This window comes from Polaromonas sp. JS666 (assembly GCF_000013865.1).
Taxonomy (GTDB): Bacteria; Pseudomonadota; Gammaproteobacteria; order Burkholderiales; family Burkholderiaceae_C; genus Polaromonas.
This window is the reverse complement of sequence record NC_007948.1, coordinates 1,888,354-1,900,613: the sequence shown is the minus strand read 5'-3', so window position 1 is coordinate 1,900,613 and position 12,260 is coordinate 1,888,354. Positions and strand designations below refer to the sequence as shown.

The 12,260-nt window shown below is 62.1% G+C and carries 15 protein-coding genes; 5 read left to right on the top strand and 10 right to left on the bottom strand.

The window, feature by feature from the left end; all coding sequences use genetic code 11:
- Positions 1-176 precede the first annotated feature (176 nt).
- On the top strand, positions 177-1,736 hold the full coding sequence (locus tag BPRO_RS09150) for a S8 family peptidase (protein WP_011482770.1): 1,560 nt from the start codon (positions 177-179) through the stop codon (positions 1,734-1,736).
- A gap of 42 nt (positions 1,737-1,778) precedes the next feature.
- Here BPRO_RS09150 and BPRO_RS09145 read toward each other — a convergent pair whose 3' ends face one another.
- The gene (locus BPRO_RS09145; protein WP_011482769.1) at positions 1,779-2,246 is read right to left on the bottom strand and encodes a CBS domain-containing protein; all 468 of its coding nucleotides are present in this window, start codon (positions 2,244-2,246) and stop codon (positions 1,779-1,781) included.
- 175 nt (positions 2,247-2,421) lie between these two features.
- On the opposite strand from BPRO_RS09145, the gene BPRO_RS09140 reads away from it, so the two are divergent.
- Together BPRO_RS09140 and BPRO_RS09135 are read left to right on the top strand one after the other, a co-directional pair.
- A complete protein-coding gene (locus tag BPRO_RS09140; protein ID WP_011482768.1) occupies positions 2,422-3,723 on the top strand; it encodes an O-acetylhomoserine aminocarboxypropyltransferase in 1,302 nt (433 codons plus the stop codon).
- 1 nt (position 3,724) lies between these two features.
- Entirely contained in the window at positions 3,725-4,531 is an 807-nt protein-coding gene (locus tag BPRO_RS09135) for an alpha/beta fold hydrolase (RefSeq protein ID WP_011482767.1), read from the top strand.
- A gap of 150 nt (positions 4,532-4,681) precedes the next feature.
- Here BPRO_RS09135 and BPRO_RS09130 read toward each other — a convergent pair whose 3' ends face one another.
- The 5 genes from BPRO_RS09130 to BPRO_RS09110 form a co-directional block, all read right to left on the bottom strand.
- Complete coding sequence (locus tag BPRO_RS09130; protein WP_369794701.1) at positions 4,682-5,125, bottom strand: thioredoxin family protein; 444 nt, start codon at positions 5,123-5,125, stop codon at positions 4,682-4,684.
- A 182-nt stretch (positions 5,126-5,307) separates the two neighbouring features.
- Positions 5,308-5,532 (bottom strand): hypothetical protein, encoded by a 225-nt coding sequence (locus tag BPRO_RS09125; RefSeq protein ID WP_157045764.1) that lies wholly within the window; start codon positions 5,530-5,532, stop codon positions 5,308-5,310.
- Between the two features lie 2 nt (positions 5,533-5,534).
- A complete protein-coding gene (locus BPRO_RS28525; RefSeq protein WP_011482764.1) occupies positions 5,535-5,843 on the bottom strand; it encodes a DUF3606 domain-containing protein in 309 nt (102 codons plus the stop codon).
- A gap of 111 nt (positions 5,844-5,954) precedes the next feature.
- Positions 5,955-6,191 (bottom strand): hypothetical protein, encoded by a 237-nt coding sequence (locus tag BPRO_RS09115; RefSeq protein WP_011482763.1) that lies wholly within the window; start codon positions 6,189-6,191, stop codon positions 5,955-5,957.
- Between the two features lie 146 nt (positions 6,192-6,337).
- On the bottom strand, positions 6,338-7,552 hold the full coding sequence (locus BPRO_RS09110; RefSeq protein ID WP_011482762.1) for a YihY family inner membrane protein: 1,215 nt from the start codon (positions 7,550-7,552) through the stop codon (positions 6,338-6,340).
- Positions 7,553-7,644: 92 nt separating this feature from the next.
- On the opposite strand from BPRO_RS09110, the gene BPRO_RS09105 reads away from it, so the two are divergent.
- Together BPRO_RS09105 and BPRO_RS09100 are read left to right on the top strand one after the other, a co-directional pair.
- A complete protein-coding gene (locus BPRO_RS09105) occupies positions 7,645-8,034 on the top strand; it encodes a DUF2069 domain-containing protein (protein ID WP_198140997.1) in 390 nt (129 codons plus the stop codon).
- On the top strand, positions 8,031-9,452 hold the full coding sequence (locus BPRO_RS09100; protein WP_011482760.1) for an FAD-binding oxidoreductase: 1,422 nt from the start codon (positions 8,031-8,033) through the stop codon (positions 9,450-9,452). The genes BPRO_RS09105 and BPRO_RS09100 overlap by 4 nt, the downstream gene beginning before the upstream one ends.
- 91 nt (positions 9,453-9,543) lie before the next feature.
- Here the strand turns inward: BPRO_RS09100 and BPRO_RS09095 are convergent, their stop codons facing one another.
- The 4 genes from BPRO_RS09095 to BPRO_RS09080 form a co-directional block, all read right to left on the bottom strand.
- Complete coding sequence (locus tag BPRO_RS09095; protein WP_011482759.1) at positions 9,544-9,981, bottom strand: hypothetical protein; 438 nt, start codon at positions 9,979-9,981, stop codon at positions 9,544-9,546.
- 35 nt (positions 9,982-10,016) lie between these two features.
- Positions 10,017-10,865 (bottom strand): alpha/beta hydrolase, encoded by an 849-nt coding sequence (locus tag BPRO_RS09090; protein ID WP_011482758.1) that lies wholly within the window; start codon positions 10,863-10,865, stop codon positions 10,017-10,019.
- A 107-nt stretch (positions 10,866-10,972) separates the two neighbouring features.
- On the bottom strand, positions 10,973-11,320 hold the full coding sequence (locus BPRO_RS30430; protein ID WP_011482757.1) for a hypothetical protein: 348 nt from the start codon (positions 11,318-11,320) through the stop codon (positions 10,973-10,975).
- 134 nt (positions 11,321-11,454) lie between these two features.
- The gene (locus BPRO_RS09080) at positions 11,455-12,126 is read right to left on the bottom strand and encodes a twin-arginine translocation pathway signal protein (protein ID WP_011482756.1); all 672 of its coding nucleotides are present in this window, start codon (positions 12,124-12,126) and stop codon (positions 11,455-11,457) included.
- Positions 12,127-12,260 lie beyond the last annotated feature (134 nt).

Sequence of the window (12,260 nt, the reverse complement as noted above, 5' to 3'; positions counted from 1 at the left end):
ACGCGCGCAGGATTCAAACAAGATAGCCCTACCGCCCTCTGCGTCATTGAGCGGGGAAGAAGGCGCCATATTTCCTGGACGATGTGGGAGTCTGTAAAACGGCTTGACCCCCCAGCATGACAAGCACAGAATCGAGAGTGCTCTTTCATTGTCCCAGCATCCATGTCGGGGTCATCATGAAAAAAACCCTCCTCACTCGCCTCCTGGCGCTCAGCGTGTACGCAACAGCGCTCGCCATTGGCGCACCAGCGGCCCTCGCCCAGGCGGTCGATCCCCCGGCTACCCATCCCTACGCGCAGTCGCAGCCGATTCCCGGGCGTTACATCGTGGTGTTCAAGGACAGTGTGGCCAACCCGGCCGCGGAAGCCGCCAACCTGACACGCGGGCTGGGCGGGCAACTGCACCATACCTATACCAGCGCCCTCAAGGGCTTTGCCGCCAGCCTGCCGGACGCGGCGCTGCAGGGCATACGCAATAACCCGAACGTGGACTACATCGAGCAGGACCAGACGGTTTCGCTCAATGAAGCCAAGTTATCGTCGACGCAAGTGCAGAGCACCGCAACTTGGGGGTTGGATCGAATCGACCAGACCGATCGCCCCCTCGACACCTGGTACCACTACAACTACACCGGCGCGGGCGTGAATGCCTTCATCATCGACACCGGCATTCTCGCGACGCACACCGACTTCCAAGGCCGTGTGCAATCCGGCTACACCGCAATTACCGATAACAATAGCACCAACGACTGCAATGGTCACGGCACGCATGTCGCCGGCACTGTGGGTGGCTTAACCTGGGGCGTGGCCAAGGGGGTTGCACTGATTCCAGTGCGCGTACTCGATTGCAGTGGTTCCGGCACCTGGAGCGGCGTGATTGCCGGCATTAATTGGGTGATCGGGCAAGCCACCAAGTCTCCAAATCCGCTGCTCCCCGCCGTGGCCAACATGTCGCTGGGTGGTGGCGCATCCCCAGCGGTGGACACCGCCGTGGCAAATGCCGTGAACAACGGCGTGACCATGGTGGTGGCGGCCGGCAACAGCAGCGCCGATGCCTGCAGATATTCTCCGGCCCGGGAACCAAGCGCCATCACGGTGGGCGCAACCACCAGCAGCGACAAGCGCGCCTTCTACTCGAACTATGGCAAGTGTCTGGACCTTTTCGCGCCAGGCAGCAGCATCACCTCGGCCTCGATTTCCAGCAACGATGCGTCGACTATCAAAAGCGGCACTTCAATGGCATCGCCCCACGTAGCCGGGGTCGCCGCGCTGGCGCTGGCAGAAAAACCCGCGACATTGCCTGCGGGCATTGCCTCCTTCCTGACCGACAATGCCACGCGCAACAAGCTCGGTTCGATCGGACGAGGCTCGCCCAACCTGCTCGTTTATTCCCTGGGAACGACGTGGGCATCAACGTCCGTGGCGATCTCGTCCATAACCGATAGCACGCTCAGCGGTCGCAATGGCTGGAACGCCTCGGCCACGGTGACGGTTCGCAAGCGGAACAGCGACTGGAGTATCGGTGATCCCGCAGCCGGCGCCACCGTCACGGGCAGCTTCTCACCAGGCGGCTCGGTCAGTTGCGTGACGGACCCCAGCGGCAGTTGCACACTGACCAGTTCCATCATCCGGAGCACAGATTCGGCCAAGGTCACCGTGACCGGCATCTCCGGTCCGCTGATGACCTACGACGCGAGCCAGAACGCCGTCACTGAAATTGTCATCGCAAAACCCTGACTCCGGTTGACGCCAAGGCGCGCCAAGCGGGTTGTGCCAAGCTCACGGCAGCTTGGACTCGCCCTCTTCTTCCTGCCCGGCCGGCCAGTCGCGGATGTAAGCCTTGAGCATCTTGTTCTCGAAGTTCTGGCTGTCCACCACGGCCTTGGCGACGTCGTAAAAGCTGATCACGCCCATCAGCATTTTCTGGTTCATCACCGGCATGTAGCGCGCATGGCGGTCCAGCATCATGCGGCGCACTTCGTCGAGTTCGGTTTCCGACGTGCAGGTCAAGGGATGGTCGTCCATGGCCGTGCGTACCAGGGTGTTGCCGATCTCGCCACCATTTTTGACGATGCAGACGATCACTTCGCGGAAGGTCAGCATGCCCACCAGGTCACCGTGCTCCATGACGACCAGCGAACCGATGTCCTTGTCGGCCATGATCTGTGTCGCCTTGGCCAGGGGTTCATCAGGCTGAACGGTGTAAAGCGTGTTGCCTTTAACGCGCAGGATGTCAAGAACCTTCATCGCTTTCTCCTCGGTTGGTCTGTCATTGTCCCCCCGCAACAGGCATTACAGCCAGGGCGCGCCGGGGAATTCAGTTTAAATATAGCCCACAATCAAGCAGCGGGCTGTAACGATTTTCCGGCTTTCGCAGCCAGGTACCGCCCGCAGCCCACGCTTTTTCTACTGGAGACTTCCCATGTCCGGCTACTCCGACCCCGGTTTCGACACCCTGGCGCTGCACGCAGGTGCCGCACCCGACCCCGCCACGGGCGCCCGCGCGGTGCCGATTTATCTCACCACCTCCTTTGTCTTTGAGTCGAGCGACCACGCCGCCAGCCTCTTTAACCTGGAGCGTGCGGGCCACGTGTACTCACGCATCAGCAACCCCACCAATGCGGTGCTGGAGCAGCGCGTAGCGGCGCTGGAAGGCGGTATTGGCGCCATTGCCACCGCCAGCGGACAGGCCGCCCTGCACCTGTCGATTGCCACGCTGATGGGCGCCGGCTCGCACATTGTTGCCAGCACCGCCCTCTATGGCGGCTCGCAAAACCTGCTGCACTACACGCTGCGCCGCTTCGGCATTGAAACCACCTTTGTGAAACCCGGCGACCTGGACGGCTGGCGCGCCGCCGTGCGCCCCAACACCAAGCTCCTGTTTGGTGAAACCGTGGGCAATCCGGGGCTGGACGTGCTGGACATTTCCGCCGTGGCCGCCATTGCCCATGAAACCGGCGTGCCGCTGCTGGTCGATTCCACCCTGACCTCGCCCTGGCTGATCAAGCCTTTCGACCACGGCGCCGACCTGGTGTACCACTCCGCGACCAAGTTTTTGAGCGGCCACGGCACGGTCATCGGCGGCGTCGTCGTCGACGGCGGCTCGTTTGACTGGGAAAAGTCGGGCAAGTTTGCCGAGTTGACCCAAGCCTATGACGGCTTTCACAACATGGTGTTCAGCGAGGAAAGCACCGTGGGCGCCTTTTTGCTGCGCGCGCGCCGCGAAGGACTGCGCGACTTCGGCGCCTGCATGAGCCCGCACACCGCCTGGCTGATCCTGCAGGGCATTGAAACCCTGCCGCTGCGCATGGCGCGGCACATGAGCAACACTGAAAAAGTGGTGGACTTCCTGGCCAGCCACCCCTTTGTGGCACGCGTAGGCCACCCGATGCTGGAATCACACCCCAGCTACGCGCTGGCCAGGCAGTTGCTGCCGCGCGGGGCGGGTTCGGTGTTCAGCTTTGACCTGAAAGGCAGCCGCGAGCAGGGCGAAACCTTTGTTGAAACCCTCAAGGTCTTCAGCCACCTGGCCAATGTGGGCGACTGCCGCAGCCTGGTGATTCACCCGGCCAGTACCACGCACTTCCGGATGACGGATGAAGCGCTGCTCGGCGCCGGCATCACGCAGGGCACGATTCGCCTGTCGATCGGTCTGGAGGATCCGGACGATCTGGTGGACGACCTGAAGCGAGCCCTCAAGGCTGCCGAGAAAGCGGGTGCCTGACATGGACATCACCGTCAACGGCCACAAAACCTATTGCTACACCGGTGGTAAAGCGTTTGATGCCGCCAGGCCCACCGTGGTGTTTGTCCACGGCGTGCTCAATGACCACAGCGTCTGGATTTTGCAGACACGCTACTTCGCCCACCACGGCTGGAACGCGCTGGCACCCGACTTGCCGGGCCACTGCAAAAGTGCGGGCGAAGCACCCCGGACAGTGGAAGAAGCCGCCGCATTCATCACCGCCCTGCTGGACGCCCTGGGTGTGCAGAAAGCCGTGCTGGTGGGCCACAGCTTTGGCTCGCTGATTGCCCTGGAACTGGCTGGCAGCGCGCCCGAACGCGTGCGCCAGCTGGTGATGGTCGGCACGGCCGTGCCCATGAAGGTCTCTCCCGCATTGCTGGAGCTGTCGCTCAACCAGCCACTCAAGGCGATCGACCTGGTGAATGTTTTTTCTCACTCGATGCTGGCTCCGCCGCCTTCCGCACTGGGCCCCGGCACCTGGCTCTATGGGAGCTCGAAGGCATTGATGAAACGCGTGCTGGCCAGCGACCCGGCGGGCAGGATTTTTCACACGGGCTTCAAGGCCTGCAACGACTACACCGGAGGAGAAGCCGCGATGGAGCGGACGACCTGCGAGGTGCTGTTCATCCTGGGCAAGAACGACCAGATGACGCTGCCCAAGCTCGCACAACCCATCATCAACAAGGCCAGGCGCGGCAAGGTCGTGATGCTGGATGCGGGCCACCAGCTCATGACAGAAGCGCCCGACGCCGTGCTGTTTGCGCTGAAAGACTTTCTGCGACCATGACACCTGGCTTCGCGGCAACCCCGCCAGGTCTGCCGCGCGCGCAAGGCTGGAAGGCCGCGTGGCGATCGGCCGCTTTTTGCAGCGCTTCCCCGGCTATTGCCTGACAGCCTGTCCCACCCAGAGCGGCCGGGCACGGTTCAGGGGTTTTCTTCAGGCGCCCTTTTCGATCGCGTGATCTCCTTCACCTGGGCCAACCCAGTGCTCGGGTGTGCCGTGAACCGCTTGCAGCAATTGCCGAGTGGCCGGCAAATGCGGCGTGGCTTTCGCATCCGGCTGCAACAACGAGTCCAGCAGACGCGACAGCGTCTCTGCGTGCGGCAGCAAGGGCCCCATGAACTGCATGCCACTCGCATCGGCGATCAACAATGTCGGGAAAGTTTCCACCTCGATATCACCGACCAGATCGGCCTGGTCTTCAATATCCAGCCAGACGAAGCGGCTTGAGGGGTAGCGCGCCGCCATTTGCGCGAACAGGTCGCTGTATTCACGGCACAGGCCGCACCAGTCGGCACACAGGCAGATAACCCAGCGCATCCGGGAGCGACCCTCCGGTGTGGACGGAAGGGGCGGCGAGATGAATTCAGTGTTGCTCACCCGACCACTTTACCGTTTTATGGAAGTCGGAGCGGTACCTTGGAATTCCGGATTTGTTTTCCGGATTTGTTTTCTGGATTTGTTTTCTGGATCTGGTTTCTGGATTCGACTGTTGGTTGAATATCCGGCTCGTGCCTGGAATCGGCACCTCAATTCAATGTCCGGGATGCCCCGCGCCACCGTCAAGGCAACAGGTGTTCGCTCTTGAGCACCTTGAGCACCTTGAGACAGGCTGCACCCGCGCGCATGGCGGCTTCATGGGTTGGATAAGGGTGGTCTGACGTGTCAATTGCCCGGTCAGCCGTATGCTCTTCTGGCGACAGTTGGGTGACCACCCAGTAAAAAAGGCCGTCTGACGGCTCCCTCACCCTGACGAACAGGGGGCCCGAGAAGGTTGTGGGTGGCATGTTCATACCGCTACACCAAGTTCGTTGCTCACATCCTGTGCCGCGGGGCCCACCTCCGCGACGGCCAGGCGCAATGCCGCCTCGGTGCACCCCAGGGCGGCCACCCAGTAGTTCACCGATGCTTCTTCATTGATGTTGATCGGCTCGTTATTCAGCGCATGAAGATCGGGCCGTTGCGCTCTCAAAGGTTCTCTCAAGGGAAAAGTCACTTGTTTCTCCGGTAGTGAAGTGTTCGGTCTGGAGAAATCTTCCCGTGGCGGCTTGACGTGTGTTGTAAGAATTTCACCCGTGCGCTTGAAGGCCCAGGTCATGCCCGCGTGGGTCCAGGCCCCCCACGGGCTGTACGAACTGTCTGACTGGAAGCCTGGTGGTGCGCCGGCACGGGGGTGGCTCAGGCCCGAAAACGCGAGGGGCGTTGAAGGCTACCCGCGCTGCTCGCCACCGGGTTCAAGGCCGATCTGCTTCATCTTGACGCGCTGCTCAACGATCCTGCTCCACAGCAAAAAGTCTTCGTTGGTGGGCGCCGGGCCGCTGCCCAGCTGGTAAGCCCGCATTTTTGCGCTGAGCAGCTCGTAGGTTCGCTCGGCCTCCCGGGAGGCGGTTCGTTCGTCGGAGATCGCTTCCTGCAATTTTTCCCTGGGGCTCTTGTCGTGGGTCATCGGCACGCCTTGAAGAGTGGACGAGATATTTTGTTACAGATGCCACAAAGTAATCAAGGGAATCTGCGTCGCGAGATCAGGGTTTCGGATGATTAACCAGCGCCTTGGCACCCCAAAGAGTCGTCAGGGTACTTTTTTGCTACTTTTTACAGCGCATCACGCAGGTTTATTGCTGGCCAACGGGCTTTTTCCCATAATTTTTTGACCGAATCCGCCTTGTCCAGCAGCAGCAGCTGCATCAGGGGCTCCAGGGGCGTGGTGTCGGGGTCGGCCAGCAGCAGGTAGCGGGACTCGGCAGCGCCCTCGGCCTCGTTGAGCTGGCCTACCCAGTCCAGCCCAACCAGGGTTTCCAGGACAGGCTCGAGCTGCAGTACGTCGACCTCGAGCTGTTCGGCCAGTTGGGATGCACTCACCCCCTTGCGCGCGGTGATACGTGCAAGGTTCAGCTGCTGCAGCACCTCGATGGCCAACTGGAAATACCAGCCGTGCGCGCTGCCCCGGCGCGCCACGCCGGCCAGCAGGCTGGGGAGGTAGGCGGCAATGACCGCGCCCATCAGCACGATGACCCAGGAGAAGTAGATCCACACCAGCAGGATCGGCAAGGTGGCGAAGGCGCCGTAAACCAGCGAGTAGGTCGGCACCGCACTGAGGTAGAGGCTGACAATCCGCTTGCCCAGCTCCAGGCCAGCGGCCACGAACAGCCCGCCCACCCAGGCATGGGACCATTTCACATAGGTATTGGGCACGTAGCGGTACAGCGCCGCCATGCCGCCGGCCACCAGGAAAAACTGGGTCACGTCCAGCAGGAAACGCAGGCTGATGGGCATCACGCCCACCAGGCCCCGGGAGGCCGACAGCACATAGGAAGTCCCCGCCAGGCTGGCCGCCAGCAGCAGCGGCCCCAGGGTAATGGCCGCCCAGTAAATCAGCACGCGCTGCGCCAGCGGCCTTGCCTTCCTGACACGCCAGATCCCGTTGAGCGTGCGGTCTATCGTCAAAATCAGCGCAATCGCGGTCACCAGCAGCACCGCCAGTCCGGCAATGCCCAGCTTGTTGGCTTGCCGGCTGAACTGGGTCAAATAACCCAGCACCTGCCGGGCGATGTCGTCGGGAATCAGGCTCTGAACCAGCCAGGCCTGCAGGGCGCCCTGCAGTTTGGCAAACATGGGGAAGGCCGTAAAAATGGCCAGCGCCACGGTGAAGAAGGGCACCAGGGCGATCGAGGTGGTGAAGGTCAGGCTGCTGGCCGTCAGGCCCATGTGGTCTTCGCGAAAACGGTCGCGCAGCGTGAGCGCGGTATGGCGCCACGGAAAACGGGACAGGTCGGTCAACAACGCCTGCAGGGATTGCTGGAATTTCATCCCCGGTATCATGCCTGACGGCAAATCAGAAAATCGACAGATCGGTGATTCAGCAATGACGCGAAACCACCCGGTTGATGACACTCCACTCCATGAACAAAGCAACCCAAATTGACCTCACGCGCTGGTTGGCCCTGGGCAGTCTGGCCGGCCTGATTGTGCTGGGCCTGGCCTGGGAACTGTGGCTCGCGCCCATCCGGCCGGGCGGCTCCCTGCTCGCGCTCAAGGTCCTGCCCCTGTGCATTCCGCTGGCCGGCATCCTGAAAAACCGCATGTACACCTACCGCTGGGTCAGCCTGCTGGTGTGGCTTTACTTCACCGAAGGCGCGGTGCGGGCCTGGAGCGACCGCGCGCCGGGCAACTACTTTGCCATGCTGGAAGTCCTGCTGTGCCTGGTACTTTTTGCGGCCTGTGCGCTGCATGTGCGGGTACGGCTGAAAAATGCGGCGCCACCCGCCGCCACCGGAGAAAAGACAGCATGAGCGCTCACCCTGATTTACTGGAAACCCTGAGGCAAATCGCCGGCCCCGGCCAGGTACTCAGTGAAGGCGACCTGACCGCCTGGGAACTCGACTGGCGAAAGCGCTCACGCGGCAAGGCGCTGGCCGTGGTCAGGCCCGCCACCACCGCGGAGGTAGCCGCCATCGTCAAGGCCTGCGCGGCGGCCGGCGTGAGCATCGTCACCCAAGGCGGCAACACCGGGCTGGCGGTCGGATCCATCCCCGACGACTCGGGCCGGCAGGTGGTGCTGAGCCTGCAGCGCATGAATGCCGTGCGCCAGATCGATGCGGCAAATCTCACGGTCACCGTGGAAGCCGGCTGCATTCTGCAAACGCTGCAGGAAGCCGCCGACAAGGCGGGGTTTCTTTTCCCGCTGAGCCTGGCCGCCGAAGGCAGCTGCACCATTGGCGGGAACCTGGCGACGAACGCCGGTGGCACGCAGGTCGTGCGCTACGGCAATGCGCGTGATTTGTGCCTGGGGCTGGAGGTGGTGACAGCGCAAGGTGACATCTGGAATGGCCTTTCCGGCCTGCGCAAGGACAACACGGGCTACGACCTGCGCGACCTGTTCATCGGCAGCGAAGGCACGCTCGGCGTCATCACCGCCGCCACGCTCAAGCTGTATCCGCAGCCCGCCGTCCAGCTCACCGCATGGGCGGCCGTACCGTCGATGCAGGATGCCGTAAACCTTCTTGCACTGGCCCACCGGCACCTGGGCGCCGGCCTGACCGGATTTGAGGTCATGGGACAGTTTGCCCTGAGCCTGGTTGCCAAAAACTTCAGGCAACTGCGCGTGCCGCTGTATGAAGAGACACCGTTCTGCGTACTGCTTGAAAATTCTGACCCGGAATCAGAAACCCATGCCCGCGAACAGTTCGAACGGCTGCTGGAGACCGCGCTGGACAAGGGCTGCGTGACGGATGCGGTCGTTGCTGAAAATCTGGCCCAGGCACACCAGCTCTGGCACATCCGTGAAAGCATTCCGCTGGCGCAAGCCGAGGAAGGCCTGAACATCAAGCACGACATCTCGGTCGCGGTTTCGCGCATCCCGGAGTTTGTGGAGGTCACCGATGCCCTGCTGGTGCAGGCCATTCCGGGTGTGCGGCTGGTGAATTTTGGCCACCTGGGCGACGGTAACCTGCACTACAACGTGCAGGCGCCCGCTGACGGCGATGCCCAGGCTTTTCTGCGGGAGCATGAGGACACCGTCAATTCGCTGGTCTATGACTCGGTGGCGCGCTTTGGCGGCTCATTTTCTGCCGAGCACGGCGTGGGCAGCCTCAAGCTCGACAAGCTGGAGCACTACAAATCCCCCGTGGCGCTGGGCATGATGCGGGCCATCAAGCACGCCCTTGACCCGCAAAACCTGTTTAATCCGGGGCGGGTGCTGCGGATATAGCTTGAACGAACACCTTCGAGCGACTGATGAAGCCACTCATCTGGCCAGAATTCAGCACAGGCAGGATGGCTCGCCATGCGCCCTCCCACGTTCAGGCCTCCGGTTGAGCCGGGCTGAGCTGGACGTTATTCTCGTCACACCATTGGCGCAATGCGACTTCGACAGCATGGGTTTCAAACAGGTACCAGGCGTTGAGGACACCTCGGGACTCCAGTAATTGTTTGAAGCGGCTGTAGGCACCTTTGCGTCGGAAAAAGCCTGCCACGGTGTTGTAGTCATTCGGCAGCGCTTGATCAACAAAGGACAAAACCAGGTCCCGACCGAGGCTCAACTCGTTCTTGTGCGGAATGGCGATGTACTGATCAGATGTTTCGAGGTCCTCCGGGACTTCCTCGTCGAGTTCAAGGGTGTCCGATGTGCAGTAAATCACGCCCGTATCCACGCAGATGAAGGCACTGCTGTCGAACGGGGCACCGAAGCTGACGAATTCAAAGGCATCAAGCAAATCGGCGTATTTGATGGCGACCACGGTAACCTCGAATAAAAATATTGTTGCCGAACTTTTTACCGTGGAACAGGGTCCATGGCTTCCGCCGGAAGGTGCTGTGCCAGGAAGCGCCCCAGCGCCTCGCGCCATGCCTCACGCGTGAACAGAAAACCCTCGTTATGCCCACCGGCCAGCTCCAGGAACGCTTTCGGCCCCTTGGCGGCGGCAAACAGCCGCTCGCCGTGACGAAACGGCACGATGTCGTCCTGCCGGCTATGGGCAATGAGCACCGGGCTCGAGACGCGGGCCAGGGCCTCCAGCGCGTCGTAGCGGTAGCGCGCCAGCCACCGCACCGGCAGCCAGGGATAGAGCTCCGCCGCCAGCTCGGGTACCGAGACGAAAGTTGATGCGAGCACCAGCGCCCCGGGGCGCTCGGCCGTGGCGAGCCGGGCGACGATGGCGCCGCCCAGGGACTCGCCCACCAGCGCGATGCGCTCGGGCGGGAATCCCCGCTGCGCCACGAGGTGGCGCCAGGCGGCGCGGGCATCGGCGTAGGTGCCCTCCTCGCTCGGCTTGCCTTCGCTGCGGCCGTAGCCGCGGTATTCGAGCAGCAGCAGCGAGTAGCCGAGGCGGTGGAACATGAGGGCGTAGTCCAGCCGGTGCGAGATGTTGCCGGCGTTGCCGTGGGCAAGCAGCACCGCGCCGCGCGCCGCCGGCGCGGGGACGTACCAGGCCTCGATCCGGACTCCGTCTTCCGTCGTCAACCACACCTGCTCATAGTCAAGCCCGACGTCCTTGGGCGTCTGCAGAATCTGCCGCCCCGCGTCGGGGAAGTAGAGGAGGTTCCCCTGCAGCACAAACACGATGGCCAACAACACGGCATACACCGCGCCGCCCACGGTCAACACTTTTAGCAGGACATCCATCGTTCGCACCGCAAAATGGGGAAGACCTTGTAGCCAGGCCGCTGTTTGGACGGGAGCGTCTGTTGTGTTGGCATGATGCCTCGCAGGCTTGACAGTACCGCCCTGCCTCAAGGGTGCCGACGGCGCAAGTGCGAGACGGCCAGCCCTATGGCCACGCCAGCCAGCAGGCCTAAACCGCCGCTCAGCAGCGCTTCGCCCATGAACGATTCAGACGTGGGCGGTGATTCGGGCACGGCAGATGGCAATAGAGTTTTCCACTCGGCAGACGTGATCTGTGTCATTTTCGAGGCATCGTTCAAGCCGAAGACGCAGATCTCACCACCCGGCAGTTTGCAGAAGCGCTCGGTGGGGCAAGTGGTGAGAATGTCCTGGGAAACACCCTCAGCGCACTTGGCGCCCGCGCTGCGCAGGACCTGCAGGGTCACCTCGGGATGCTTGGTGAGTTGCTCGGGCATGGCGGACTCCAGCACAACATGTGCACGACGCAGTAGCAGAACGGGTCAGGCACGATCGCCGCACTCGTTGAGCGGCTTGACGCTGAGGTGCAGCCAACGCACTTGCCGCCACTGCGCTTCGACAAGTGCGTCTTCTATAAGCCCCTGGCAAGTACGACGTCAAACACACTGCGGCGTAGCTTGCCATCCTGCTTTAAATCAATGGCCAATGATGGCTTGCGGCCGGCCCACGGATCTTTGGCAATGAAGGGGTCGCCCTTGAAATAGAGCTGCGTCGTCACCGGAACGTGCAGCGATTCCATGACCCGAAAGTGAATATGCGCAGGTCGCGTCAGCCCCGCATATTTCTCGAGCCCCGGGAGATTTGGCGGAATCGGGTATCGGCCCGGCACAATCGTCTCAATCTCGTATTGCCCCTTTTCATTCGTATACAGCATCCCCCGCAAGTGGAAGGTACCAGCCTCGGTGAAGTTGCCGGGCTTGTTGGTGTCGTATAAGCCAGCGTGATTCGCTTGCCACACCTCGATCAATGCCCCCGGGAGGGGTGTACGGCAATCTGAACTGAACACCGTGCCGGTCAGAACAAGCCTGTCACCGGGCTCGTCAGGACCTGCCAGCCGGGAGTGAAATGGCGCGCCGAACCGATAGAACGGACCGAGGACTTCGGACTCGGTGGGCCGACAGCCTTGCTTGGCAGCAAAAGCGGGGCCGGCCAGAAGCCCGCCCCCAAGTATCACGGCACTCTTGTGCAAGAGGATTCGTCGTGAGAAGCCCAAGCCAGCCCTCGGGAATTGATGCTTGTCCATGTTTGCCGCCTTTCTGGATGTTTACACTCGCTGTAGACATAAAGACACGCCTGACGTCAACGCTGACCGGCCCGAGTAGGCGGTGCGACGCGCCGTTTGCTCGGGCCAGGTTGAGCGCAGGATTAGCCTAGCGC

What these genes read in the sequence shown, in the direction of transcription:
- BPRO_RS09150 (WP_011482770.1), top strand. Translation starts at nt 177, where the DNA reads ATGAAAAAAACCCTCCTCACTCGCCTCCTGGCGCTCAGCGTGTACGCA.
- BPRO_RS09145 (WP_011482769.1), bottom strand. Translation starts at nt 2,246, where the DNA reads ATGAAGGTTCTTGACATCCTGCGCGTTAAAGGCAACACGCTTTACACC.
- BPRO_RS09140 (WP_011482768.1), top strand. Translation starts at nt 2,422, where the DNA reads ATGTCCGGCTACTCCGACCCCGGTTTCGACACCCTGGCGCTGCACGCA.
- BPRO_RS09135 (WP_011482767.1), top strand. Translation starts at nt 3,725, where the DNA reads ATGGACATCACCGTCAACGGCCACAAAACCTATTGCTACACCGGTGGT.
- BPRO_RS09125 (WP_157045764.1), bottom strand. Translation starts at nt 5,532, where the DNA reads ATGCCACCCACAACCTTCTCGGGCCCCCTGTTCGTCAGGGTGAGGGAG.
- BPRO_RS28525 (WP_011482764.1), bottom strand. Translation starts at nt 5,843, where the DNA reads ATGACCTGGGCCTTCAAGCGCACGGGTGAAATTCTTACAACACACGTC.
- BPRO_RS09115 (WP_011482763.1), bottom strand. Translation starts at nt 6,191, where the DNA reads ATGACCCACGACAAGAGCCCCAGGGAAAAATTGCAGGAAGCGATCTCC.
- BPRO_RS09110 (WP_011482762.1), bottom strand. Translation starts at nt 7,552, where the DNA reads ATGAAATTCCAGCAATCCCTGCAGGCGTTGTTGACCGACCTGTCCCGT.
- BPRO_RS09105 (WP_198140997.1), top strand. Translation starts at nt 7,645, where the DNA reads ATGAACAAAGCAACCCAAATTGACCTCACGCGCTGGTTGGCCCTGGGC.
- BPRO_RS09100 (WP_011482760.1), top strand. Translation starts at nt 8,031, where the DNA reads ATGAGCGCTCACCCTGATTTACTGGAAACCCTGAGGCAAATCGCCGGC.
- BPRO_RS09090 (WP_011482758.1), bottom strand. Translation starts at nt 10,865, where the DNA reads ATGGATGTCCTGCTAAAAGTGTTGACCGTGGGCGGCGCGGTGTATGCC.
- BPRO_RS30430 (WP_011482757.1), bottom strand. Translation starts at nt 11,320, where the DNA reads ATGCCCGAGCAACTCACCAAGCATCCCGAGGTGACCCTGCAGGTCCTG.
- BPRO_RS09080 (WP_011482756.1), bottom strand. Translation starts at nt 12,126, where the DNA reads ATGGACAAGCATCAATTCCCGAGGGCTGGCTTGGGCTTCTCACGACGA.